This is a genomic window from Kitasatospora sp. NPDC001603 (assembly GCF_040298365.1).
Lineage (GTDB): Bacteria > Actinomycetota > Actinomycetes > Streptomycetales > Streptomycetaceae > Kitasatospora.
The window spans coordinates 1-24,253 of record NZ_JBEPAA010000030.1 but is presented as its reverse complement, the minus strand read 5'-3'; the positions used below and the strand labels follow the sequence as shown (position 1 = coordinate 24,253).

Genomic DNA, 24,253 nt, shown 5'->3' with positions numbered 1-24,253 from the left:
GATCCTGGTACCGGGAGGGCCACCCATACTGGACGCCAGGAAACGGGGGCGGGATGAGGCACACGGACACGACGACGGACGGCACGGGCGGGGGCGGCGGCCGGGTCGAGGCCTTCGGGGCGGTCGGGACGGTGGGGGCGGTCGACGGGGTCGGCGACACCCGGCGGGCGCTCGGCGGTTTCCTGCGGGCCCGGCGCGGCCGCGTCGCTCCGGAGGACGTCGGCATCGCCGGCGGCCGTCACCGGCGGGTCCGCGGGCTGCGCCGCGAGGAACTGGCCCAGCTCGCCGGGATCAGCGTCGACTACTACGTCCGCCTCGAACAGGGCCGGGCCACCCAGCCGTCCACCGAGGTGCTCGACGCGCTCGCGCGGGCCCTCGGCCTCGACGCCGCCGAGCGCCGGCACCTCGCCACCCTGGCCGGAGCCCGGCGCGGCACCGCGCCCGCGGCGCGGGTCAGCCCCCAGCTGCGGCGGCTCCTGGACGCCGTCGTCCACTTCCCCGCCTTCGCGACGACCCCCCACCTCGACGTGGTGGCCTGGAACGCGCTGGGCGCCGAACTGATGGGCGGACTCGGCACACCCGGCGGCCGGGACGGCAACAACGCCAGGTACCTGTTCTGCGACCCCGCCTCCCGGGACGTCCACCCCGAGTGGGAGGACCGGGCCCGCGAGGCCGTCGGCCAGCTGCGGGTCTCCGCCGGGAGCTACCCGGACGACACGGAGCTGGCCGCGCTGATCACCGAACTGTCGGCGCGCAGCGCGGACTTCCGGCGGATCTGGGCCACCGGCGAGATCGTGGTGTGCGGCGCGGGCCGCAAACGGCTGCGGCACCCGGTGGCGGGGCTGCTCACCCTGGACTACGAGACGCTGCACGTGCCCGCCGCACCGGGCGAGACGGGCCTGGTCGTGCACGTGTTCAGCGCCGCGGAGAACAGCCCGGAGGCCGCCGCGCTGGCCCGGCTGGCCGAGGCCGTGGCGGCGTCGCAGCAGGAGCGGGCCGCCGGGCCGGTGCGGTCCTCCGACGCCTGAGGCGTCCACGGCAGGGCGCCGGGAGCGTCCCCCGGAGCCTCGCACCCGGCACCTCCCCACCTCCCCCACCGCACCGCCCGGTGCCCCGGGCGCGAACGCGGACCGCACCGGATCCGCCGCGGAGGAAGCGGTTCCGGCCCGGTCCGGGCTCAGGAGGGGTGAGGAGGTGCTCATGGGAGAAACGAAGACCGACCGGGACGACGAGTTCCAGGCGTTCATCGTCGGGGCCTGGCCACGGCTGCTGCGTACGGCGTACCTGCTGGCCGGGGAGCAGTACGCGGCCGAGGACCTGGTGCAGTCCGCGGCGGAGAAGGCCTGCGCGGCCTGGGGGAAGGTCCGCCGGGCCGCGGACCCCTACGCCTACGTGCGGCGGATCCTGGTGAACCAGCACGCCCGCCGCTTCCGGCGCCGCCCGCCGGAACTGCTGGTCCACGCCGTGCCGGAGACGGCGGGCGAGGAGGACGGCTACGCGCGGTCCGACCAGCGCACGGCGTTGCTGGCCGCGCTGGCCACCCTGCCGCCCCGCCAGCGCGAGGCCGTCGTGCTGCGCCACTGGGAGGACCTGAGCGACAGCCAGGCCGCCGTGGCGATGGGCTGCTCGGCGGGAGCGGTGCGCAGCCAGGCGGCGAAGGGGATAGCGAGGCTCCGAGAGGTCTCGGTGCTGAAGGAACTCAAGGGCATGACACACGTCGGAGGTGCGGTATGAGCATGCGCGGCAACGACCGGACGGGCGCCGCGGGCGCGACGGACGACGGCGACTCGGCGGTGTGGGTCGGGCTCGGGCTGGCGGAGGCCGCCGCCGGGGCGCGGGTCGGGGCGGTGCCGCTGCCGGAGATCATGGCGGGCGGTCGCCGGTTGCGGCGGCGGCGCCGGACCCTGGTGGGGGCGGTCGCGCTGGGCACCGTGGTGGTGCTGGCCGGCGGCACGACGATGGGTCTGCACGGAGCCGCCGCCGGCGGCACGTCGGTGGGGGCGCTCGCCCCGGCCGGGTCCGGGACCGGCGGCGGCACCGGTGGCGGACCGGCGGCCGACACCTCCACCACCACGGCCCCGCCGACGGCGGCGGTCCGCGACCCCTTCACCCCGGCCCGGGCGGTGGTCGCCCAGGGCACCGCGGACGGCAAGGAGTGGAAGCTCTGGATCGCGCTCTGGCCGCTCGCCCGGCAGGACCAGGCCTATCAGCAGGCCCAGGCGATCTGGCAGGAGCGGCATGCCGCGGACCCGGAGCTCACCGCGCCGACGGAGGCGTTCGTCAAGCAGTACTGGCAGCCCCGGGACGACGTCACGAACACCTACTTCACGGTGGACGGCGTGCGCCTCGGTCATGACTCCCAGGGCAGCGTCCCGGCGCCGTCCGCGCCGGCGACGCCCGTCGACACGGTGGGTTCGCTCAGCGGGGGCCTGGTCGGCCACCGGGGCAAGGGCGACACCGTGGCCCCGCTCGACGTGGTGTCGGCGCGGCTCGACCCGAACGTCGGCCGGGTGACGGTGACCTGGACGGACGGCACGACGTACGAGCCGCAGCCGGTCACCGTGGGGGACTCCCCGGTGCGCTGGATCGCGGTGGCCCGGCCGGCGGGCAAGGCCGCGCAGTCGTGGCAGCTCTTCGACCGCGACGGCGTGCCGATGAAGGGCGGTGACCACGTCGACTTCCTGAAGTGAGGCCGGACCCGCCTCCCGGGGGGAGCCACGGCTTGTCCGACCCGTTCCCGCCGCGCGCCGGTGCGGCGCGACTGGTCAGTGAGTCCTAGGCGGAGCCGCCGCGGGCCGGGTCGACGAGCAGGTCCCCGAGCCGGCGGTGGCGCCGGGCGCGGGCGGTGAGCCGCTCGGCCTCCGGTACCCCGGCGAGTGCGGTGAGCGCCGCGCCGACCGCCCGGCCGAGCCGGTCGCAGAACGCGGCCGGCTCGTCGGCGGCGTCCGGCCGTTCGGGCACCACGGCGTCGACCAGGCCGACCGCCGCCAGGTCGGCCGCGCCGATGCCCTGCGAGCGGGCGAGGTCGGCGGCGTGCGCGCCGTCCCGGTGGACGATCGCGGAGGCGCCCTCGGGCGGCAGCGGCGCCAGCCAGGCGTGGCCGGCGGCGAGCACCCGGTCGGCGGGCAGCAGGGCGAGGGCGCCGCCGCCCGAGCCCTGGCCGAGCAGCACTGCCAGCACCGGCGTGCGCAGGGCGAGCAGGGTGGTCAGGCAGTGCGCGATCTCGACGGCGATGCCGTCCAGTTCGGCCGCCGCCGACAGCTCGGCGCCCGCCGTGTCGACGACGGTGACCAGTGGCAGGCCGAGCTGCTCGGCCAGCCGGGCGCTGCGCCGCACGGCCCGCAGGTCGGCGGCGGTGAACGGGCGTTCGTGGTCCGGACCCTGCCGTTGCTGCCCGACGATCAGGGCGGGCCGTCCGTGCAGGACGGCGAGGGCCCGGACCAGGGCGCCGCCGCGGCCGCCTGGCGCGTCCAGCAGGACCAGCTCGTCGGCCGTCCGGCGCAGCAGCTCGCGCGCCCCCGGCCGGTCGGGGCGGCGGGTGCGCCGCACGGAGTCCCAGGCGTCCGGCTCTCGGGCGGTCGCGGTGTCGGGCGCGGGTGCGGTGTCCGGCGCGGTCACGGTGTCCGGTGCGGGTACGGCCTCCGGCACGCTCGCGGCCGGGGCCAGGACGGCCAGCGACCGTCGCAGCACCTCCCGCAGGTCCTCCGGCGCCACCACGGCGTCCACCAGGCCGCGCCCGGCCAGGGTCTCCGCGAGCTGCACGTCCGGGGGCAGCTCCACGCCCCGCAACTCCTGGTACACCCGGGGCCCGAGGAACCCGAGCCGGGCCCGGGGCTCGGCGAACACCAGCTGTCCCAGCGTCCCCCAGGAGGCGAAGACCCCGCCCATGGTGGGGTTGCGCAGGTAGCTGAGGTACGGCAGGCCGGCCGCGCGGTGGGCCTGGACGGCGGCGGTGATGCGCAGCATGCAGAGGAAGGCCGCCGACCCCTCCTGCATCCGCGTCCCGCCCGAGACCGGCAGGGCGACCAGCGGGAGCCGCTCGGCCGTCGCCCGTTCCACGGCGCGGGTGATCCGTTCCGCGGTGGCCACCCCGATCGAGCCGCCGAGGAAGCCGAACTCGGAGGCGACCAGCGCCACCGGCCGGCCGGCGATCAGCCCGACCCCGGTGATCACCGCTTCGTCCACCCCGGTGCGTTCGCGCGCCCGGGCCAGTGCGGCCAGGTAGTCGGCGTCGGCCGACTGCGCCCCGACCGGCTCGTCCCAGCTCCGGAACGAGCCCTGGTCCACCAGCAGGCCGATGAGTTGACGTGCCGTCAGTGAACTTCCGGTCCCCACAACCCACCCCGCCGTCCGAGCCGTCCGCATCGACAAGATCCACCCTACGCAGCGGCCGACCAGCCGTCCCGGACCGACGGGCGGGTGTGACCGGGTCGACAGCTTCGGGGGCGGGGGTTGCGCGCGCCGACCGCGTCGACCGCCGTGCGCCGGCTCAGCGGAGCGCGGCGGCCTCCTCCCGCCGGGGCAGGTCGGCGTGGTCGGCGTGGTCGGGGCGGGCCGGGCGGCAGGCCCGGTCGTAGCGCTCGGCGACCAGGCGGGCGAGCGCGTCGTGCGTGCCGAGCGGGGTACTGGTCCACCGGGCGGCGGTCCCGGCCGCCCGGTCGGCGAAGAACCCCGGGCCGAGCAGGTAGGTGGCGACGGCGACCTCGCGGTGGCCGGCCGCGTGCAGGGCCTCGACCGCCTCCTGCGGAGTGGGCCGGGCCGCCGAGAGGTAGGCGGGGACGACCGGCCGGCCCTCGCCGAGCCGGCGGGCGAGCAGCCGCGCCGTCCGGGCGGTGTCCGCGGCGGCGGCCGGGTCGGAGGAGCCGGCCGCCGCGAGCACCACCGGTCCGGCGCCGGGCGGGCGGCCGCTCTCGGCGAGCCGGTCCGCCAGGGCGGCGGCCAGCAGCGGGCTCGGGCCCAGCGCGGGGGCGAGCCGGACGTGCGGCAGACCGGCGTCGGCCAGCGCGCCGGGGATGTCCACCCGCAGGTGGTAGCCGGTACCGAGGAGCAGCGGCACCAGGACGGCGGGCTCGCCGGCGGACAGCCCGTCCAGCGCGGTGGGCAGGGAGGGCGCGGCGAGGTCCAGGAAGCAGCAGCGGACGTCGAGTTCGGGGCGCAGCGCGCGGACCCGGGCGAGCAGCGCCCTGGTCGCGGCCGTTCCGGCCGGATCGCGGCTGCCGTGGGCGACGGCCAGCAGCACCGGGCGGCCACCGCGCGGCGCCGGCCGGGCCGCCGGCCCCCGCACCGGGCTCATCACCGGCCGGGCCCGGGGACCGTCGCCGGGCAGCCGGTCCGTCAGGTTCCGCGGGGCCGCGTCGGTCGTCCGCTCCGGCCCGTTCCGCCGCGCGGCTGTCCGGCGCATCAGGCCGCCGCCAGCCGGTAGCCGCGCTTCGGGACCGTCCGGATCAGCCCGCCGTGCGGCCCGAGCGCGGCCCGCAGCCGGCCGATCGCCGCCTCGACCGCGTGCTCGTCCGCCGCCGCGTCCACCCAGACGGTGCGCAGCAGCTCGGCCCGGCTGAGCACCCGGCCCGGCTGTTCGGCGAGCGCCCGCAGCACGGCCGCGCCGCGCGGGCTCAGCCAGTGGCTCTCGCCGTCGACCAGTACGGCGTTGCCCTGGAGGGTCAGCAGCCTTCCGGCGAGGGCGAGTTCGCGCCGGTTCCGGCCGGGCAGTGTCTCGCCGAGGTAGCGGACCAGGGAGCCCAGCCGGCCGCGCTCGGGGAACAGCACGGGCAGGCCGAGGTCGGCGAACGGCCGGGCGCAGAGCGCACCGACGCAGACCGGCAGGACATCGCCGCGCAGGGCGTCCAGCAGCGGCTCCCGCAGTCCTTCGGCGGTGGCCGTCTCCACGAAGGCGCTGACGGCCGGGGCGCTGGTGAAGGTGAGCGCGTGGACCTGCCGCCGGACGGTCTGCTCGACCAGCCGCCGTACCGGTGTCGGGTCGTCCGGGGCCTCCCAGCGGTAGACCGGGACGGAGATCACCTCGGCGCCGCGCTCGCGCAGCGCCGCCGCGAAGGCGTCCAGCCGGACGCCGTGCTCCTGGATGGCGACCCGACGGCCGGCCAGCGGGCGGGCGAGCAGCCAGGTGAGCAGCTCGTCGGTGGCCTCGGAGCCGGGGGAGAAGGCCTCGTCGAGGCCGCTCGCCCGGACGGCGCCGGTCGCCTTGGGGCCGCGGCTGAGCACCACGGCGCTGCGGCAGGCGTCGGCCAGGGCGGCGCCCCGGCCCCACCCCTCGGCGGCGCTCATCCAGCCGCGCCAGCCGACGCCGGTGGTGGCCACCACGTAGTCCAGCGGGGCGGCGAGGCAGAGTTCGGTGGCCCGGCGCAGGGCGAGGTCGTCGGCCAGCGGGGTGATCCGCAGCACGGGCGCCTCGACCACCTGGGCGCCGCGCCGGCTGAGCAGGGCGACCAGTTCGTCGCGGCGGCGGGCCGCGGTCACCCCGATCGTGAAGCCGGTCAGTGGGCCGGGGGGTGCGCCGGGACGCGGGCCGGTGGGGGTGGGGGAGGTTGCCATGGGCGCAAGGGTGCTTTCTCCGCGTTACGGCGGAGTTGCCCGCCGGTCACCCGGGCGTAAGCGAAGCCGGCCCCCCGGTTACGGCTGATGTCCTGCCGCGCACCCCGCCCCCCGGAGGCCGTGAGCGAGGCGTACCGCGCGCGCAACACGGGGGACCCGACCGCGAAACGACCACCGGTCAGATTCTTCGGCATGAGGACGGCACCCGACGGACCACTCGCCGGACACCCGCCCCGTCCGCCGTACCCGCCCCGTCCGCCGTACCCGGCCCACCCGCCGTACCCGCCCCACCCGCCGTACCCGGCCCACCCGCCGGACACCCGGCCCACCCGCCGTACCCGGCCCACCCGCCGTACCCGCTCGCCCGAGCAGCCCCCCACAGACCCCGCCACCCCGCACCCCCCGTACGACCCGAGGAGTACCGCGATGACGTCGCACTCGCCCGACCGACCACGGGAGCTCGTCCTGGTCGGCCACGGCATGGTTGGCCAGCGCTTCCTGGAGGCCTGGACCGAGCAGCCCGGCGCCGATCGCTGGCGGGTCACCGTCCTCGCCGAGGAGCCGCGCCCGGCCTACGACCGCGTCCACCTCAGCTCGCTGTTCGACGGCCGGACACCCGAGGACCTCGCGCTCTGCCCGCCCGGTTTCCTCGCCGAGCACGGCATCGACCTGCGCCTCGGCGACCCGGTCACCGCCATCGACCGCGCCGCCCGTACGGTCACCACCCGGGCCGGCCGGCAGGTGCGCTACGACGCCCTGGTGCTGGCCACCGGGTCCGCGCCCTTCGTGCCGCCCGTCCCCGGCCGGGACGCGGCCGGCTGCCACGTCTACCGGACCATCGAGGACCTGGACGCGATCCGGGCCGACGCCGAGCGGGCGACGATCGGCGTGGTGGTCGGCGGCGGCCTGCTCGGCCTGGAGGCCGCCGGCGCGCTGCGGGCGACGGGCCTGTCCACCCACGTGGTCGAGTTCGCGCCCCGGCTGATGGCCGTCCAGGTGGACGACGGTGGCGGGGCCCTGCTCCGCCGCAAGATCGAGGACCTCGGCGTGACCGTGCACACCAGTGCCGCCGCCGACGCCGTGGCGACCGGGCCGGAGGGCCGGGTGCGGGCGCTGAGCCTCTCCGACGGCCGCGAACTCGCGGCCGACCTGGTGGTGTTCTCCGCCGGCATCCGCCCGCGCGACCAGCTGGCCCGCGACTGCGGCCTGCCGGTCGGCGCCCGCGGCGGCATCGTGGTCGACGAGCGCTGCCGCACCGCCGACCCGGCCGTGCTGGCCATCGGCGAGTGCGCCCAGGCTGCCGACGGCCGGGTCTACGGCCTGGTCGCCCCCGGGTACCAGATGGCCGAGACCGCCGCCCGCGAACTGGCCGACCGCCCCGGCGACGGCTTCGTGGGCGCGGACACCTCCACCAAGCTCAAGCTGCTCGGAGTGGACGTGGCCAGCTTCGGCGACCCGCACGGCGCCGCCGAGGGCGCCGTCGACGTGCTCTACAGCGACAGCCGGCTCGGCGTCTACCGCAAGCTGGTGATCGGCGCCGACGGCGCGCTGCTGGGCGGCGTCCTGGTCGGCGACACCGACTCCTACGGCACCCTGCGCCCGCTCGCGGTGGCCGGGCGGCCGCTGACCGTCCCGCCCGAGCAGCTGGTGCTGCCCGCCGGGCTCTCCACCGCCGGACCGGTCGCGCTGCCCGACGAGGCGGTGCTCTGCTCCTGCCACAACGTCACCCAGGGGGCGGTCCGCGCCGCCGTCCGTGAGCAGGGCTGCGACAGCGTCGCCGCGGTCAAGAAGTGCACCCGGGCCGGCACCGGCTGCGGCAGCTGCGTCAAGCAGCTCGGCACCGTGGTCGGCGAGGAGCTGGCGGCGGCGGGGTTCGCCCCGCAGACCGGCCTGTGCGAGCACTTCGCGCAGACCCGCGCGGAGCTGTACGAGATCGTCCGGGTCACCGGCATCACCGGCTTCTCCGACCTGCTCGACCGGTACGGGCGGGGCGAGGGCTGCGAGGTCTGCAAGCCGACCGTCGCCTCGATCCTGGCCAGCCTCGGCGGCGGCCACATCCTGGACGGCGAGCAGGCCGCGCTGCAGGACTCCAACGACCACTTCCTCGCCAACCTGCAGCGCAACGGCTCCTACTCGGTGGTGCCGCGGGTGCCCGGCGGTGAGATCACTCCCGAGGGCCTGATCACGATCGGTGAGATCGCCCGCGACTACGGCCTCTACACCAAGATCACCGGAGGCCAGCGGATCGACCTCTTCGGTGCCAGCGTGGACCAACTCCCGAGCATCTGGGCCAGGTTGGTGGACGCCGGCTTCGAGTCCGGCCACGCCTACGGCAAGGCGCTGCGCACCGTGAAGTCCTGTGTCGGCGAGACCTGGTGCCGCTACGGCGTCCAGGACTCCGTCGCCCTCGCGATCGAGCTCGAACTGCGCTACCGGGGCCTGCGCTCCCCGCACAAGCTCAAGTCGGCGGTCTCGGGCTGCGCCCGCGAGTGCGCCGAGGCGCAGAGCAAGGACTTCGGCGTGATCGCCACCTCGGCCGGCTGGAACCTCTACGTCGGCGGCAACGGCGGTATGACGCCCCGTCATGCCGACCTGCTGGCGGCCGATCTGGACCGCGAGACGCTGATCCGCACCATCGACCGCTACCTGATGTTCTACATCCGCACCGCCGACCGCCTGGAGCGCACCTCGGTCTGGCTGGACCGCCTGGAGGGCGGTCTGGACCACCTGCGCGCGGTGGTCATCGACGACTCGCTCGGCATCGCCGCCGAGCTGGACGAGCTGATGGCTCGTCACATCGGCTGCTACCAGGACGAATGGGCGGCCACCCTGGCCGACCCCGACCGGCTCCGGCGCTTCTCCTCCTTCGTCAACGCCCCCGGTACCCCGGACCCGGCCGTCACCTTCGTCCCCGCACGCGGCCAGATCCGCCCCGCCCGCCCCGGTGAGGACGGGCGCGTCCTCACCACCCCCGCTCCGGTCCTGGTGGCCGGGCCCCGACTGGAGGTGCTCACCCCGTGACCGTGGAAATCCACGACGGCACCCGCTGGCGTGCCGTCTGCACCCTCGACGACCTGCAACCCGGGCGCGGAGTGGCGGTGCTGCTCGACGGCGAGCAGGTGGCCGTCTTCCGGGACCGCTCCGGCGGCCTGCACGCCCTCGACAACCGGGACCCGTTCAGCGGCGCGCACGTCCTCTCGCGCGGCCTGCTCGGCAGCCGCGGCGAGCGGCCCACCCTGGCGTCCCCGATGTACAAGCAGGTCTTCGACCTGACCGACGGCCGCTGCCTCGACGAGGAGACCGCCCCCGACGGCACCCCCGCCGTCCTCAGGCTCTGGCCGGTCCGCAGCGCGGTGGAGCCGGCGCCCGCCGCGGCCCGCCCCGCCGTGCCCGCCCGCGCCACCGCGCAGGCCCCCGCATGAGCGCCGTCGTCGAGACCGGACGCCCCGGCAGCAGACCCGCCCCGAGCGTGCTCGCCGGCTGGGACCCGGAGGACACCGCGTTCTGGGACCGGACCGGAGCCCGGATCGCCCGGCGCAACCTGGTCTTCTCGGTGCTCTCCGAACACATCGGCTTCTCGGTCTGGAGCCTCTGGTCGGTGCTCGTGCTCTTCCTCGGCCCCGAGTACCACATCGACACGGCCGGCAAGTTCACCCTGACCGCCCTGCCCACCGCGCTCGGCGCGACGCTGCGCCTGCCGTACACCTTCGCGGTGGCCCGGTTCGGCGGCCGCAACTGGACGGTGATCAGCGCACTGCTGCTGCTCGTCCCCACCGCGCTGGCGGCGCTGGTGCTGACCCCGGGCGTGCACTACGGCACGCTGCTCGCAGTGGCCTGCGTCGCCGGGGTCGGCGGCGGCAACTTCGCCTCCTCGATGGCCAACATCAACGCCTTCTACCCGCACCGCCTCAAGGGCTGGGCGCTCGGCATCAACGCCGGCGGCGGCAACCTCGGCGTCCCGGCGGTGCAGCTGCTCGGCCTGCTGGTGCTCGCCACCGCCGGCGCGGCCCACCCCCGGCTGCTGCCGCTGCTCTACCTGCCGCTGATCGTGCTGGCCGCGGCCGGGGCCTGGTGGCGGATGGACAACCTCGCCGTCCCGCCGCGCGGCGAGGGCCGGGCGCTGCGCGAGGTCGCCCGCGACCCGTACGGCTGGGCGGTCTCCACCCTGTACATCGGCACCTTCGGCTCGTTCATCGGCTTCGGCTTCGCCTTCGGGCAGGTCCTGCAAGTGCAGTTCCACGACCGCTTCGACACCCCGGTCAAGGCTGCCGCGCTGACCTTCCTCGGGCCGCTGCTCGGCTCGCTGCTGCGGCCGGTCGGCGGGCGGCTGGCCGACCGCTGGGGCGGTCCGCGGGTCACCCTGGCCACCTTCGTGGGGATGGGCGCCGGCACGGCCGTGGTGCTGTCCGCCTCCCGGGCCGGTTCGCTGCCGCTGTTCCTCGCCGGCTTCGTCGCGCTGTTCGTGCTGAGCGGCATCGGCAACGGCTCGACCTACAAGATGATCCCGGCGCACTACCAGGACCGGGCCCGGGCGGAGGTCGCGGCCGGCGCCGATCCGGCCGGGGCCGAGGCCGACTCGCGCCGCCGGTCGTCCGCGCTGATCGGACTGGCCGGGGCGGTGGGGGCGTTCGGCGGGGTGCTGGTCAACCTGGCCTTCCGGCAGTCCTTCCTCAGCACCCACAACGGCGACGCCGCGTACCTCGGCTTCCTCGCGGCCTACCTGTTCTGCTCGGCGCTGACCTGGGCGGTCTGGCTGCGGCCCCGCGCGTCACGCTGACCGCGGTCGCGCGGACCGGCCCCGGGGTGTCGCCCACCCCGGGGCCGGTCCGGTGCCCGGGCCCGGGGTGGGCGCGATTGCTAGGGTCGTCGCATGGCATCGAGCAGTGCGACGACCCCCGGCCGGCTGCGACGCGACGCCCAGCGCAACCGCGACCTGCTGCTGGCCGCCGCCCGCGAGCTGTTCTCCCGGCAGGGCCTGGACGTCCCGCTGGACCAGATCGCCAAGGAGGCCGGCGTCGGCAACGCGACCCTGTACCGGCACTTCCCGACCCGCGAGGCGCTGATCGCCGAGGTCTTCGCCGACGCCGCCGCACTGCTCGACGGCGCGGCCCGGGAGGCACTGGCCGCCGAGGACGCCTGGAGCGCGATCGAGCGCTACTTCGAGCGGATCTTCGAGCTGGTCGCCGCCGACCGGGGCATCAACGACCTGGTCACCCAGGCCATCCCCACCACCCCCGCGATGATCGCGATCAGCCGACAGAACGCGGTGACGGTCGGCACCCTGGTCGCCCGGGCGCAGCAGCAGGGCACCATGCGCCCCGACGTCGCCACCATGGACCTGCTCTTCATGCTCGGCCCGCTCTGCCGGGCCCTGCCCGCCACCACGGAGCTGCGGCCCGACCTCTGGCGCCGCTACCTCGCCCTCCTGCTCGACGGCTTCCGCACCCGGGCCGCCCACCCACTCCCCGTCCCGCCGATCGGCGAGGAGCACCTGGACAAGATGTTCGCCGACCTCTGGGAGGCGGACGGCCCCGGCACCTGACCCGGCCGCGCACCCCGCTGCCGTCCGGGGGAGCGCCGTCAGGACCGCGTACGGATCCGCCCGCCGCGCGTCAGGGCTCCGTCAACGGACGGCCGCTCCGGTCGCGGCCCGGCTTTGCTGAGTCCGACAGCGAGACAGCGAGACAGCGAGACAGCGCGACAGCGCGACAGCGCGGCAGGACAGGCCGGAAGGACGGGCAGGGCGATGGCGGACAACGGCGCCGGAATCCACGGGGACGAGCCGACGGACGAGCCGACGGACGAGCTGACGGGCGGACCGGACGGGCGCGGCCGCCTCGTGGTCGGGGTCAGCGGGTCACTCGGCAGCCTCGCGGTGCTCTGCTGGACGCCGGCCGGCGGCGAGTTCGGCTACCGCCGGTCCCCCTGTCCGCCGCTGCTCAGCGCCTGCCGCGACGCGGCCGTCGCCCGGTTGCGGCAGGCCCTGGACGAGGCCTTCGGCGGCTGCCCGGCGGGCGTCCGGCTGCGCTGCCAGGCCGTGCGCGGGGAGACCGGCCGGGCCCTGGTCCGCTCCGCCGACCGCCCCGGGGACCAGCTCGTCCTCGGCGCCGGCGGCCGCGGGGCGCTCGCCCGCGCCCTGCGCCCGTCCGTGACGGCCTACTGCGTGCGGCACGCCGCCTGCCCCGTCCTGGCGGTACCCAGGCCACCGCTCCAGCGCGACCTCGAAGCCCTCGAACGCCACCACCACGTCCGCGCGCTGCCCCTCACCGTCGGCAGCTGACCCGGGCCCGCTTCGCTCGGTCAGCGGGCCGGGTCGGCCGCCCGGGCCGGTGCGCCGACGGCCGCCGCCTCGGCCAGGACCCGGGCGGTCGCGCGGCCGGCCCGCACGGCGTGGTCCGCCCGGGCTGGGCGGCAGCGCTCCACGGCCGGGTCGTACTCGGTGAGCACCACGCCGGCGTGGTCGGAGTCCAGCTCCAGCAGCCGTACCGGTGAGCGCCGCTCGGTCAGCGCGGCGTGCAGCTCCCGGCTCAGCGCCGCGGGCACCAGGTCGTCGGCGGTGCCGTGCACCAGCCAGACCGGGACGGGGGAGGGCCGGTCGGCGAGGAGCGGCAGCGGGGCCTCGCCCGTGGTCACGGCCGGGCGGCCGTAGGCGGAGGCGATCCCGACGGCCGCCGTCGGGCGGACCTCCTCGGGGGTGTCCGGGTGGGTGGCCAGCGCGACGGCCTCGCGCCCGCCCAGCGACCAGCCGGCGAGGACGAACCGGGCCGGATCGCCGCCGAACGAGGCCGCCTCCCGGCGGGCGTACTCGAACGACGCCAGCAGCCGCGCACGGCCGCCGTCCTCCTGGTCCGAGCGCCAGTCGGGGACGAGCACCAGCAGCCCCAGCCCCGCCGCCTCCTGAGCCAGCGGGCGCAGCACGTCCCGCTCGTCCGAGCCCCGCCCGTGCCAGAGCAGGACGACGGCCGCCGGACCTTCGGCACCCACCGGGCGGTGGACGTCCATCAGGTGGCCGGGGGTGTACTCGACGACCTCGGGCGGGGTGGGGCGCTGACCGGTCATCCGGGATTCTCCTCGGGTTCGGGACGGGGTCTCCGAGCTGGTACTGTACTTCCTGTCGCGAGGGAGATGATCTCTCGTCAGGCGTCAGTGGTGCTACCGGAGCACGTCCTACTTTCAGTAGGGAGAGTCCGTTCGACCCGGGCCTGGCGCTCCAATTCGGACGAGGTCCGGTGCCTTTCCAGGCACCGGGCCTCTTCTGTTTTCCCGGATTCGGCCGATGCCCGGGCCGGTTCGGAGCACGGCTCCTGACCTGCTAGTCTTCTTCCTGTCGCGAGGGAGATGATTCCTCGTCAGGCGTCAGTGGTGCTACCGGAGCACGTCCTACTTTCAGTAGGGAGAGTCCGTTCAACCCGGGCCTGGCGCTCCAATTCGAATGAGGTCCGGTGCCTTTCCAGGCACCGGACATCATTCGTTCTCCGGGTACCGACGGTCCCGTCGCCGGGGCCGGGCCGCCGGAATCGCGCCGGCCGGAAATGGGTCGGCCGGACGGAATACGGCCGGCCGGCCGGAACGCGGTCAGCCGGGCTGGCGGTCGGAGCCCAGTTCGCGCGAGATCCGCAGGCCGACCTGGGCGACCACCGGGCCGAGCGAGCGGACCCGCGCGGCGGTCATCCGCGAGGTGAGGCCGGAGACGGACAGCGCGGCGGTCACCTCGCCGGTGTGGTCGAAGATCGGGGCGGCGACGCAGCGGACCTCGGGCTCGTTCTCCCGGTCGTCGATCGAGTAGCCGCGGGCGCGGATCCGGGCGAGGTCGGCCCGCAGGTGCGTCTCGTCGGAGATGGTCCAGGCGGTGACCGGGCGCAGCCCGGCGGCGACCACCTCGGTGACGGCCTCGTCGGGCAGCCAGGCGAGGATCGCCTTTCCGGTCGCGGTGCAGTACGCGGGCGCCCGGCTGCCGACCCGGGAGGCCATCCGGACGTTGGTCTCGTCCTCGACCTTGTCGAGGTACACGATGCCGGGGGCCTGCCAGACCGTCAGGTGCACGGTCTCGCCGGCCTCGCGCTGCAGCCGCCGCAGGTGCTCGGCGGCGACGCTGCGCAGGTCGAGGGTGGACAGGTAGGCCTGGCCGAGGCGGAGCGAGCCGTGGCCGAGGCGGAACCAGCCGGTCTCCCGGTCGCGGTCGAGCAGGTGCTCGTCCAGCAGCGGGCCGGCCAGCCGCAGCACGGTGCTCTTGTTGAGGCCCAGCGCCTCGGCGAGCTGGGCGAGCGGTACGCCCCGCCCGTTGCCGTGGTCGCGCACGTGGCCGAGGACGGCCAGCGCGCGGCGCAGCGAGGACGACTGGTTGCGCTCGGAACCCGCCGCCTTCTTCGCGGCCGCCTTCGCCGGCTCCGCGACGTCCTTCGCCGGCTCCCCGGAGTCGCTCCCGTCGACCGCGCCGGCCGCCGGCGCGGGCTCCGGCGCGGGTCTCGGTCCGGGCTCCGATCCGGTCTGTGGCCGGGCCTGCGACCCGGTCCCCGTCTCCGTCATCGGTCCGTTCCCCTCTCGTTCCACCGCCGGACTGCGGCGGTGGTCAGACGGTACCCCTCGCGCCGGGTTAGCCGATTCTTCGATACAGCGTTGTGCACTGCAAAACTTCCCGAACGGCCTCTTGTTGCCCCCGAGCGCCCCCGCCTAACGTCCGTGGCATCGAGCAGGCGCCGCGGCCCACCCGAGCGGTCGCTCTGCCGTACCCCCACATCAAGGCGTTCACGCACCCACCATCGGCCCCGGTCAGGGCCTGCTTCGACGTGCCCGTCCCCAGCGGCGCACGTCTCGGCGGCAGCTGTCGGGAGGGGAGGTCTCCACCCATGCGACTCATCAGACGGACCGCCGCGGCCACCGTCCTCGCCGCCAGCTGCCTCGCGGCCGCCGCCTGTTCGCCCGGTACCGCGCTGCCGGCCGGCGACCGGGCCGGCGACGACCGGACGGGCACCCTTCAGGTCTGGCTGTACAACGAGGCCGGCAACGCGGCGAAGGAGGCGGTGATCAGCAAGGCGATCACCGAGTTCCAGGCCTCGCACCAGGGCGTCACCGTCGACATCAGCTACATCGACACCGATGCCTCGGCCCGCGCCGCCAAGATGAAGGGCGCGTTCAACGACCCGAACAGCGCCCCGGACCTGGTCGAGTTCGGCAACACCGACCTCCCCGGCTACGTCGCCGCCGGCGGCCTCGCCGAGATCGGCGCCGACCTCGACAAGTGGAAGGACAAGGGCGACCTCGACCCGGCGATCGCCAAGACCGCCGTGCTGGACGGCAAGACCTACGGCCTGCCGTGGTGGGTCGGTGTCCGTGCGCTGTACTACCGCACCGACCTCTTCACCGAGGCCGGGCTGAGCGCGCCGAAGTCGTACCAGGAGCTGGTGGCCGCCAACCAGAAGATCCACGCCGCGCACCCGGACACCTTCGGCATCGCGGTCGGCGGCAAGTACACCTTCGGTGCGCTGCCGTTCGTCTGGGACGCCGGTGGCGACATCGCCACCAAGGACGGCGCCGCGTTCAAGGCCGGGATCAACTCGCCCGCCGCGCAGGCCGGGATCAAGCGCTACACGGACCTCTTCGGCGCCGACGGCTGCCCGGCCCAGCAGTGCGCCGACCTCACCGGCGGCAAGACCGTCGACCTCTTCGCGGCCGGCAAGTCCGCGATGGCGATCCTGCCCAACTCCAGTCGCAGCAAGGTCGACGCGGGCCCGGTCAACGGCAAGTACGGCGTCGTCCCGCTGCCCGGCGAGAAGTCCGGGTCGATCGCCCCCGCGTTCGGCGGCGGCAACAACCTCGGGGTGATGAAGGCGGCCAAGCACCGCACCCTCGCGGTCGAGTTCGCCGAGCTGCTGGCGAGCCCCGGCTACCAGGAGCAGATGTACGACGCGATGGGGAACCTGCCGACCCTCAAGTCCGTCAACGACAAGGTCGCGGCGAAGGACGCCTTCCTGAAGCCGTTCACCGACACCATCGCGGCCGGCACCAAGTTCGTTCCGCTGGACCAGGCGTGGGCGCAGATCGACGCGCAGGCCGTCATCCCGACGATGCTCCAGCAGATCGTCACCGGAAAGTCGGACGTGGCCAAGGCCTCGGGCGACGCCGCCACGCAGATCACCTCGGCCTTCGCGGCCGGTCACTGATCGCACGCCCGAGAGAGCAGGCCCCGAGAGAGGTCCCGTACGTGTCCGCACCCACCACGACTGCCCCGGCGGCGTCGACTTCCCCGAGCGGGCGTCGTCGGGGCACCGGCCCGGCCGCGCCCCCGCGCGGCCGGCGCCGCCGCCCACCGCTGCTGCTCCTCCTGCCGGCCGCGATCATCATGATCCCGCTGGTGGCCTACCCCATCTACCAGCTCGGACTGCTGTCGGTACTGGACTTCGGGCAGGCCCAGGCGTCCGGGGGAGTGCCCACCAGCTTCGTCGGCCTCGGCAACTACGAGAAGATCCTGAGCGACACCCAGTTCTGGTCGGTGCTCACCCAGACGATCGGCTTCGCCGCGTTCTGCGTGATCGCCACCCTGGCCGTCGGCGCCACCCTCGCGGTGCTGCTGACCAGGGTCGGCCGGGTGGCCCGGCTGGTGCTGACCACCGCCGCGATGGCGGCCTGGGCGGCGCCGGCGATGACCGGATCGACGGTGTGGAGCTTCCTGTTCGACACCAACCTCGGTCTGGTCAACAAGACCCTGGTCGACCTCGGACTGAGCGGCTTCCACGAGTACAACTGGTTCTACGACAAGTGGTCGGCGTTCCTCATCGTCGGTGCCGTGGTGGTCTGGCACTCCTTCCCGTTCGTGATGGTGACGCTCTACGCGGGCATCCGGGCGATCCCCGAGGAGATCCTGGAGGCCGCCGCCCTGGACGGCGCCAACACCTGGACCACCTTCCGCCGGATCACCGCCCCGATGCTCCGGCCGATCCTGACCGTCGTGGTGATCCAGTCGGTCATCTGGGACTTCAAGGTCTTCACCCAGATCTACGTGATGACCGAGGGCGGCGGCATCGCCGGGCAGAACCTCGTGCTCAACGTGTACGCGTACCAGAAGGCGTTCGCCTCCTCCCAGTACGGGCTCGGCGCGGCGATCGGCGTGATCATGCTGCTGATCCTGGTGATCCCGACGGTCCTCTACATCCGCACCCTGCGACGGACGGGGAATGAACTGTGAACGCCCGTAGCCGCTGGCGGCTCGCCGCCAACACCACCGCGATCCTGGTGGCCGTCGTCACCGCCTTCCCGATCTTCTGGATGGTGCTGTCGGCCTTCAAGCCCAAGGGCGAGGTGCAGTCGCTGGATCCCAGGCCGTGGACCGCCCACCCCACGCTGGAGAGCTTCCGGCAGGTGCTGAGCGTCGACGGGTTCGGCCGCTACTTCCTCAACAGCCTGGTCATCGCGCTCTCGGTGGTGGTGCTGTCGGCCCTGGTGGTCTTCCTGGCGGCGGTGGCGGTGACCCGCTTCCGCTTCCGGTTCCGCACCACGATCATGGTGATGTTCCTGATCGCCCAGATGATCCCGGTCGAGGCGCTGACCATTCCGCTGTTCTTCATGTTCCGCGACGCCGGCCGGGTCGCGCCGGGCATCGGCCTCAACACCCTGGCCTCACTGATCCTGGTGCAGCTGGCGTTCTCACTGCCGTTCGGCATCTGGATGATGCGCGGTTTCGTCGCCGCCGTCCCGGTCTCCATCGAGGAGGCCGCCCAGATCGACGGTGCCAGCCGGACCCGCATCCTGTGGCGGATCCTGCTGCCGCTGGTGGCCCCCGGTCTGGCGGCGACCAGCGTGTTCTCCTTCATCGCGGCGTGGAACGACTTCGTCTTCGGCAAGACCTTCATCATCAGCGCCACCGAGAACCAGACGCTCCCCTCGGCGCTGCTGGTGTTCTTCAAGCCGGACGAGAACGACTGGGGCGGCATCATGGCGGCGTCCACCCTGATGACCGTGCCGGTGCTGATCTTCTTCATCGCGGTGCAGCGCAAGCTGGTCTCCGGGCTGGCGGGCGCCGTGAAGGACTGACCCGCGAGGAAGGGGCCGAGGCGGGTGACAGCGGCCCGGTCACGGGAGTGGGGTCCCAGGCCGGGCACGTGCCGACGGGCGACCCGCCCGGACCGCGGGGGCGGTGGGCCCGGCCCACCGCCCCCGCGGTACGGAGCGGGCAGGAGCTCAGATCGTCGTCCGTCCGGTCGGGTCCGGGTTCGGTCCCGGGTTCGGGTCCGGGCCCGGACCAGCCGGTTCGCCCGGAGGGACGGAGATCAGGGTGAACACCGCCCCGCCGTCGTCCCGCACCACCGCGAGCCGCCCGTACGGGGTCGGCTCGGGCCCGTCCAGCACGCTCCCGCCGAGCCGGACCGCCCGCTCCACCGTCCGGTCGGTGTCCGCCGCCCCGAAGTACACCGCCCAGAAGGCCGGTGGGCCGTCCGGGTCGATGCCCGGGTCCCCGCCGATCCCGCCGACCGGCTGCCCGCCGACCCGGAAGACCGTGTGGTCGGCCGCGGCGTCGTCGTCGTATCCGTAGCCGAAGACCCGGCCGTAGAAGTCCCGGGCGGTGTCCGGCGCCGGGGAGAGCTGATCGTTCCAGGCGACCGTGCCGGGTTCGTTCACCAGGCCGGCCCCCGGGTTGAGCGACCCCTGCCAGAGCCCGAAGACCGCACCGAGCGGGTCCACCGCGAGCACCCCGCGCGCCTGGTCGGGCACGTCGAACGGCTCGAAGACGACCAGTCCGCCCGCCTCCTGGACCAGTCCGGCCGTCCGGTCGGCGTCGTCCACCGCGAGGTAGGTCGTCCAGGCCGGCCGTCCCTGCCCGTCGACCTCCCGGCGCGACCTGATCCCGGCCACCTGCACCCCGCGCACCGTCGCCACCAGGTACTCGTCACCGGCCGGGCCGGTCGGCACGTACTCCCAGCCGAACAGCCGGCCGTAGAACCGTCGTGCCCGTTCGACGTCCGGCGCGGCCAGTTCGGCCCAGCACGGGACGCCCTCGTGGTACCTGCCGGCCTTCGGCATGCCGTCCTCCAAGCCCTGGCGGACCCCTCGGCCAGCCTCCGCGACCCCCGGCCCCCCGGCAACCGGGACGCCCGGCCCGCTCCCGGCCGTGGCTGCTCAGGCCACCCCGCGCGGCCGGAACTGGACGCTGATCCGCGGCCCCACCGGCCGGGCGGTCTTGGCGATCGCGTGCTCCCACGTCCGCTGGCACGACCCGCCCATGACCAGCAGGTCCCCGTGCCCGACAGGGTGGCGGACGACGGGCCCGCCGCCCCCGCGCGGGCGCAGCAGCAGTGTCCGGGGCTCGCCCACCGAGACGATCGCGACCATGGTGTCCTCGCGGTCCCCGCGCCCGATCCGGTCACCGTGCCAGGCCACGCTGTCGCGCCCGTCCCGGTAGTAGCAGAGCCCCAGGGTCCGGAACGGCTCGCCCAGTTCCTCCGCGTAGTGCGCGCTCAGCGCCGCCCGGGCCGCGCCCAGCAGCGGGTGCGGCGGCGCGTCGCGCTCCCCGTAGGACGCGAGCAGCCGTGGCACCTCCACCACCCGCTCGTACATCTCCCGCCGCTCGGCCCGCCACGGCACCTCGGCCGCCAGCTGTTCGAACAGCCCGGTCGCCCCGTGCACCCACCCGGGCAGCAGGTCCACCCAGGCGCCGGCGCCCAGGACCTCGCGCCGTACCCCCGTGAGGGGCCCCAGCGCGGCCCCGCCCCCGTCGGCGTCGTCGAACAGCGAGGGCTGGAGGTGCAGGGTGCTCGGCATGGCTCCAGCCTACGCCGTTATCGAACGTATGCTCGAACAGTTTCCTCGGGTGCGGGTTCCCACCGCGGGGGGCGTCCGCTCGCCGCCTGCTTCACGAGGGCGGCGAGCCGCGCTTCGACCTCGGCCGTCACCGGGGTGAGCGCGAAGGCGTTCGCCCACCTGGCGCCGTCGCCGAGCTCCGCCAGGTCGCGGCCAGTGGGTGAGCGGGGGCGCCGGGGAAATCGCCGCGCAGGTGGTGGCGAACAGCCTCTTCGGAGGGCTCGACGCGCTCCCCGGCTGTTCTATTTCTGACATGCGGCGGTCGAATAGCGGTGATATGACTCGTTTGTCCGCCGCCCACCTCCGGGCGGCGCGGTTCACCGCGTGGCCACCGACGGTCGGTCGGCCGGCGGGAGGAGGACACCGTGGACGACTACCCGTTGCTCAACCTGTTCTGGACGATGTTGGAGCTCTTCCTCTTCATCCTCTGGTTCTTCCTGCTCTTCAAGATCATCTCGGATATCTTCCGCAGTCATGACATGGGCGGTTGGGGCAAGGCAGGCTGGCTGATCTTCGTGATCCTGCTGCCCTTCCTCGGCGTCTTCGTCTACCTGATCGTGCGCGGCAGATCGATGGGCGAGCGCGACCTGGAGCAGGCGAAGCAGGCCGACGCCGCCTTCAAGGCGTACGTCAAGGAGGCGGCCGCCGGTGAGGGCGGCGGTACCGGTACCGGTACCGCCGGCGGGGCGGGCAGCCATGTCGACGAACTGGCCAAGCTCGCCGGCCTCAGGAGCAGCGGGGCGATCTCCGAGGAGGAGTTCCGGAAGGCGAAGGAGATCCTGCTCTCCTGACGCCGGGCCGCACCGGCGGGTCGTGGGCATCGCGCCGCGGCCCGCTGGTGCCGTCCGTCGACGGACGGTGTGCCGTGCGCCGTGTGTCGTGCGCCGTGCGTGCCGTGGGTGCGGACGCGCCGCCGCCCCGGTCCCGGGCGGGCGGTGCCCGGGACCGGGGTCCGGGGCCGGGGTCCGGGGCCGGTTCAGACCTTGGCCCGCCGACGGGCGAGGAAGTACCCGATGACCAGCCCGACGGCCAGCGTCACGGTGAGGACCGCCCACAGCGGCAGGGTGACGGTGGCGATCCAGAGGGTGATGGAGACCGATCCGGTATTGGCTGCGATGAACCAGATGGCCAGCACCGCGAGGACGGCGACCGCGATCGTACGCATCCGCACCTCGCGGCCCTTGACCGTGACGGTCGGCGGAGCGTGCGGCGGAGGAGTGTTCTGCGCCATGTCCCCAGTATGGTGCGACCCGCCGACCGGGGCCCGTTCGGAGCAATCCGGCCGCCGGCTCTCCGCCCGCCGACCGCCCGGCCCGGCCTCCCCGTGTCGCGCCGGGCGCCCGGCGCTGCCCCGGCTCCACCGGTCGTCGTCGCTCGTTGTCGCGGGCGCGGTCGAGTGGTGCAAGGGTTCCGCCGGGTCCGTCTCCCGTTGCCGCCCACTCGATTTCTGACCAGGCGTGATGTCCTGCTACTGTTCTTCCCGTCGAGAGGAAATGATCTCTCGGTCAGGCGTCAGAGGTGCTACTGGAGCACGTCCTACTTTCAGTAGGAAGAGTCCGTTCGACCCGGGCCTGGCGCTCCATTCCAAGGCGGCCGCTCCCCATCGGGGGGCGGCCGCCTTGTTCGTTCCCTCGGACTACCGGACTACCGGACTGCCGGGCTGCCCCGGGGGTCGGCGCCGACCGGACGGGGCGCCCTCTCTCCGGCTGCCGCCACTTCGTCGCCCAGGGTGGCGGCAGCGTCCGGCCGAACGGGTCGATCTCATGGGCCCGCACGCGGTCGGCCACGTGATCATCCTGATCGCCCGCTGCCCCGGCGCGGTGGCCGGACGGCACCTCGGTGGGGCGAGCGTGGCGTGATGCGGCCCTACCGCACATCCCGTCCGAAACCCTCCGTCGTGGCCGACAACCGGCCAAGGTCGCGCCCCTGGTCGCCTCCCGGGCTGTTCGGCAGCCGGTCGCCCGGCCAGCGGCTTCGCCGTGATCGGCGATCTGACGATGCGTCACAGGATGGCTGAAAGTGGCCTGCTGCGGTGTGAATATGCCATTGGAATGTTCGTCATATGGAATCCGGCAGTAGCCTTCCGTGTCGAAGCCGCCACTGGTCGTGGTGGACCGGCCGGTGCCGACCGAGCGCTCCCGGCCGTACCGAACCCTCCGAAGGAGCCCGAGTGCCGGGTATCGACGAATGCCTCTCCGGGGCGATGGCGATCGCCGGTGCCCGGGCTGCCAGTCTGATCGACTGGAGCAGCGGGCTCGCCCTCGGCAGCATCGGGATCAGCCCCAGCGGGGACCACGACACCTCGGCCGCCGAAGCAACCGACCTGGTACGGGCGGCTGTTGAGAGCCAGACCTTCACCGGGGCGGAGGACCGGCAAGCGCCGTTGCAGGACATCATCGTCACTGCGGGCCGCAGTTACCACCTGTTGTGCTTCATCGACACCGTCTTCGACAGCCGGCTCGTCCTGCATCTCTGGCTCGACCGGACCGAGGGCAACCTGGCTGCGGCGCGCTACCGCCTCCAGGGCCTCGCCGAGGAACTGGTGCTCGGATGACGAACACGATCGTGAATCCGGCCACCCCTTCGGCCTCGGTCGGTCCCGCGAACTGCGCGGATGTCCGTCCGGCCCCCGCCGTCGTGTTTCGGCCGTCCGGGCGGAAGCCTGTCGCCCACCGGCGGTCGGCATGAGCGGCCTCGTCCTGCCCCCGGTGGGCGTCCTCCCCCCGGGGCGGCTCGGGCGGAACCCGGGCGAGGCGGTCACCAGGCTCGCCGAGGGCCGGTTGACCGGCGTTCTGCGCGGGCCCGCAGGGGCTCTCTACTTCGCCGACGGACTGGTGGTGCACGCCGAGTCCGACCACAGCCCCGATCTGGCCGCCCTGCTGACCGGGTGCGGCCGGATCACCCCGGAGGCGTGGCGGGACACCGTCCGGAGCTTCGGCCCCCAGTGCCGGGTCGGCGAAGCGCTGGTGGAGCAACGCAGCCTCAGCCGGGGCGAGTTGGAGATCTGCCACCTCGGCGCACTGTACGACGCCGCGTTCTTCGTCCTGGACTGCGCCGGTGCCGCGTCCTGGAACGCCGCCGCCTGGGCCTCCGGTGCGGCGGAGGCGGCCGGATCGGTCGGGGCGGTCGGCGCGGCCGCAGCGGCCCGGCCGGGCGCGCTCACCGGACCGTCGGCGACGGGGTGCTGGTCCTTCGAATCCGGCGTGCGGCACTGGCTCGGGCCGGTCTCGGCGGTCAGCGCCTTCCGGCTCTGCCGGGAGGTCGACCGCCGCCGTCGGTTGCTCGAACGGATCTGGCCGTGGCCCCAAGTCGACACCGCGCCGGTCCGCCCGGTGGCCTGCGAAGCGGGCGGGGTCGGCCGTGCTGTCGGCGCTGCCGGGGCTGTCGCCGCTCGGGAGCCCGACGGGTTCCGTGCGGCGCACGAGGCGCACGAGGGGCGCGTTGTCGGTGAGGTTCACAACGCCCACGAGGCCCGTTCGGCACGGGAGTTCGGGGAGCGACGACCAGCTGTCGAGGGCGGCCGGGCCGATCGGGAGGTGTGGGCGGCGGCGCCCACCCGGGTGGTCCGCCGCCGGCCGAGCCGGCACCAGCGTGAGTTGCTCGACCACGTGGACGGCCGAAGAACCCCGGCGGAGCTGGCCCGGCTGCTCGGGCGCTCGGCCTTCGCGACCACGGCGGACATCCGCCGGCTCGCCGCCGCCGGGCTGCTCGCCACCCCCGGAGGTGCTGTCCCTGGCGGCGGTACCCCCGGCAAACCCGCCCCGGGAGGCGGTACCCCTGGACGCGCCGCGCCTCGGCACGCCGCCCAGGCACCGGTAGCGCCCGGTACGGCTGCGCCCGGTACCGCTGCGCACGTCTCCGCCGGGCACGCGCCGGCCGGAGCCGGGGCGCTCGGGGGCCGGCCGGCCGCCGC

At 74.7% G+C, this 24,253-nt stretch carries 22 protein-coding genes; 14 read left to right on the top strand and 8 right to left on the bottom strand.

The window, feature by feature from the left end; translation table 11 throughout:
- Positions 1-53 precede the first annotated feature (53 nt).
- The 3 genes from ABT263_RS19970 (at position 54) to ABT263_RS19960 (ending at position 2,690) form a co-directional block, all read left to right on the top strand.
- Positions 54-1,028, top strand: coding sequence for a helix-turn-helix domain-containing protein (locus ABT263_RS19970; RefSeq protein WP_352291732.1), 975 nt, complete (start codon positions 54-56; stop codon positions 1,026-1,028).
- A gap of 172 nt (positions 1,029-1,200) precedes the next feature.
- Positions 1,201-1,734: a SigE family RNA polymerase sigma factor gene (locus tag ABT263_RS19965; RefSeq protein ID WP_352291730.1), complete on the top strand. Its 534-nt coding sequence runs from the start codon at positions 1,201-1,203 to the stop codon at positions 1,732-1,734.
- Positions 1,735-1,736: 2 nt separating this feature from the next.
- Positions 1,737-2,690: a hypothetical protein gene (locus ABT263_RS19960; RefSeq protein ID WP_352291728.1), complete on the top strand. Its 954-nt coding sequence runs from the start codon at positions 1,737-1,739 to the stop codon at positions 2,688-2,690.
- A gap of 85 nt (positions 2,691-2,775) precedes the next feature.
- Here ABT263_RS19960 and ABT263_RS19955 read toward each other — a convergent pair whose 3' ends face one another.
- The 3 genes from ABT263_RS19955 to ABT263_RS19945 all read right to left on the bottom strand — a co-directional run bounded on the left by ABT263_RS19955 (position 2,776) and on the right by ABT263_RS19945 (position 6,549).
- Positions 2,776-4,335 (bottom strand): carboxyl transferase domain-containing protein, encoded by a 1,560-nt coding sequence (locus ABT263_RS19955; protein WP_352291726.1) that lies wholly within the window; start codon positions 4,333-4,335, stop codon positions 2,776-2,778.
- Between the two features lie 154 nt (positions 4,336-4,489).
- On the bottom strand, positions 4,490-5,401 hold the full coding sequence (locus ABT263_RS19950) for a sirohydrochlorin chelatase (protein WP_352291724.1): 912 nt from the start codon (positions 5,399-5,401) through the stop codon (positions 4,490-4,492).
- A complete protein-coding gene (locus tag ABT263_RS19945) occupies positions 5,401-6,549 on the bottom strand; it encodes a uroporphyrinogen-III synthase (RefSeq protein WP_352291722.1) in 1,149 nt (382 codons plus the stop codon). The genes ABT263_RS19950 and ABT263_RS19945 overlap by 1 nt, the downstream gene beginning before the upstream one ends.
- Positions 6,550-6,975: 426 nt before the next feature.
- Between ABT263_RS19945 and nirB the strand changes: the two genes are divergently transcribed.
- The 5 genes from nirB (at position 6,976) to ABT263_RS19920 (ending at position 12,829) form a co-directional block, all read left to right on the top strand.
- Positions 6,976-9,570: a nitrite reductase large subunit NirB gene (gene nirB / locus ABT263_RS19940; protein ID WP_352291720.1), complete on the top strand. Its 2,595-nt coding sequence runs from the start codon at positions 6,976-6,978 to the stop codon at positions 9,568-9,570.
- Entirely contained in the window at positions 9,567-9,971 is a 405-nt protein-coding gene (gene nirD / locus ABT263_RS19935; protein WP_380389533.1) for a nitrite reductase small subunit NirD, read from the top strand. Before nirB ends, nirD begins: the two co-directional genes overlap by 4 nt.
- Positions 9,968-11,326 (top strand): nitrate/nitrite transporter, encoded by a 1,359-nt coding sequence (locus tag ABT263_RS19930; protein ID WP_352291718.1) that lies wholly within the window; start codon positions 9,968-9,970, stop codon positions 11,324-11,326. Before nirD ends, ABT263_RS19930 begins: the two co-directional genes overlap by 4 nt.
- 93 nt (positions 11,327-11,419) lie before the next feature.
- A complete protein-coding gene (locus ABT263_RS19925) occupies positions 11,420-12,091 on the top strand; it encodes a TetR/AcrR family transcriptional regulator (protein WP_352291716.1) in 672 nt (223 codons plus the stop codon).
- A 204-nt stretch (positions 12,092-12,295) separates the two neighbouring features.
- Positions 12,296-12,829 carry a universal stress protein gene (locus ABT263_RS19920; RefSeq protein ID WP_352291714.1) on the top strand — a complete coding sequence of 178 codons (534 nt, stop codon included), beginning with the start codon at positions 12,296-12,298 and terminating at the stop codon, positions 12,827-12,829.
- A gap of 20 nt (positions 12,830-12,849) precedes the next feature.
- Here ABT263_RS19920 and ABT263_RS19915 read toward each other — a convergent pair whose 3' ends face one another.
- Both ABT263_RS19915 and ABT263_RS19910 read right to left on the bottom strand, forming a co-directional pair.
- The gene (locus ABT263_RS19915; protein ID WP_352291712.1) at positions 12,850-13,608 is read right to left on the bottom strand and encodes an alpha/beta hydrolase; all 759 of its coding nucleotides are present in this window, start codon (positions 13,606-13,608) and stop codon (positions 12,850-12,852) included.
- 516 nt (positions 13,609-14,124) lie between these two features.
- Entirely contained in the window at positions 14,125-15,075 is a 951-nt protein-coding gene (locus ABT263_RS19910) for an IclR family transcriptional regulator (RefSeq protein ID WP_352291710.1), read from the bottom strand.
- A 320-nt stretch (positions 15,076-15,395) separates the two neighbouring features.
- Between ABT263_RS19910 and ABT263_RS19905 the strand changes: the two genes are divergently transcribed.
- The 3 genes from ABT263_RS19905 to ABT263_RS19895 all read left to right on the top strand — a co-directional run bounded on the left by ABT263_RS19905 (position 15,396) and on the right by ABT263_RS19895 (position 18,576).
- Positions 15,396-16,709 carry an extracellular solute-binding protein gene (locus tag ABT263_RS19905; RefSeq protein WP_352291708.1) on the top strand — a complete coding sequence of 438 codons (1,314 nt, stop codon included), beginning with the start codon at positions 15,396-15,398 and terminating at the stop codon, positions 16,707-16,709.
- A gap of 191 nt (positions 16,710-16,900) precedes the next feature.
- Complete coding sequence (locus ABT263_RS19900) at positions 16,901-17,731, top strand: carbohydrate ABC transporter permease (RefSeq protein ID WP_502885827.1); 831 nt, start codon at positions 16,901-16,903, stop codon at positions 17,729-17,731.
- The gene (locus ABT263_RS19895) at positions 17,728-18,576 is read left to right on the top strand and encodes a carbohydrate ABC transporter permease (RefSeq protein WP_352291705.1); all 849 of its coding nucleotides are present in this window, start codon (positions 17,728-17,730) and stop codon (positions 18,574-18,576) included. The genes ABT263_RS19900 and ABT263_RS19895 overlap by 4 nt, the downstream gene beginning before the upstream one ends.
- Before the next feature lie 147 nt (positions 18,577-18,723).
- Here the strand turns inward: ABT263_RS19895 and ABT263_RS19890 are convergent, their stop codons facing one another.
- Complete coding sequence (locus ABT263_RS19890; protein ID WP_352291703.1) at positions 18,724-19,563, bottom strand: VOC family protein; 840 nt, start codon at positions 19,561-19,563, stop codon at positions 18,724-18,726.
- Between the two features lie 96 nt (positions 19,564-19,659).
- On the bottom strand, positions 19,660-20,301 hold the full coding sequence (locus ABT263_RS19885; RefSeq protein WP_352291701.1) for an alpha-ketoglutarate-dependent dioxygenase AlkB: 642 nt from the start codon (positions 20,299-20,301) through the stop codon (positions 19,660-19,662).
- A 404-nt stretch (positions 20,302-20,705) separates the two neighbouring features.
- Between ABT263_RS19885 and ABT263_RS19880 the strand changes: the two genes are divergently transcribed.
- Positions 20,706-21,131, top strand: a complete 426-nt coding sequence (locus ABT263_RS19880; protein WP_352291699.1) for an SHOCT domain-containing protein — start codon at positions 20,706-20,708, stop codon at positions 21,129-21,131.
- A 185-nt stretch (positions 21,132-21,316) separates the two neighbouring features.
- On the opposite strand, the gene ABT263_RS19875 is transcribed toward ABT263_RS19880, so the two are convergent.
- Positions 21,317-21,571, bottom strand: a complete 255-nt coding sequence (locus ABT263_RS19875) for a LapA family protein (RefSeq protein WP_329490947.1) — start codon at positions 21,569-21,571, stop codon at positions 21,317-21,319.
- A 939-nt stretch (positions 21,572-22,510) separates the two neighbouring features.
- On the opposite strand from ABT263_RS19875, the gene ABT263_RS19870 reads away from it, so the two are divergent.
- Complete coding sequence (locus ABT263_RS19870; RefSeq protein WP_329490948.1) at positions 22,511-22,894, top strand: hypothetical protein; 384 nt, start codon at positions 22,511-22,513, stop codon at positions 22,892-22,894.
- 130 nt (positions 22,895-23,024) lie between these two features.
- Positions 23,025-24,253: hypothetical protein (locus ABT263_RS19865; RefSeq protein WP_352291697.1), on the top strand; the 1,229-nt coding region annotated here is incomplete at its 3' end.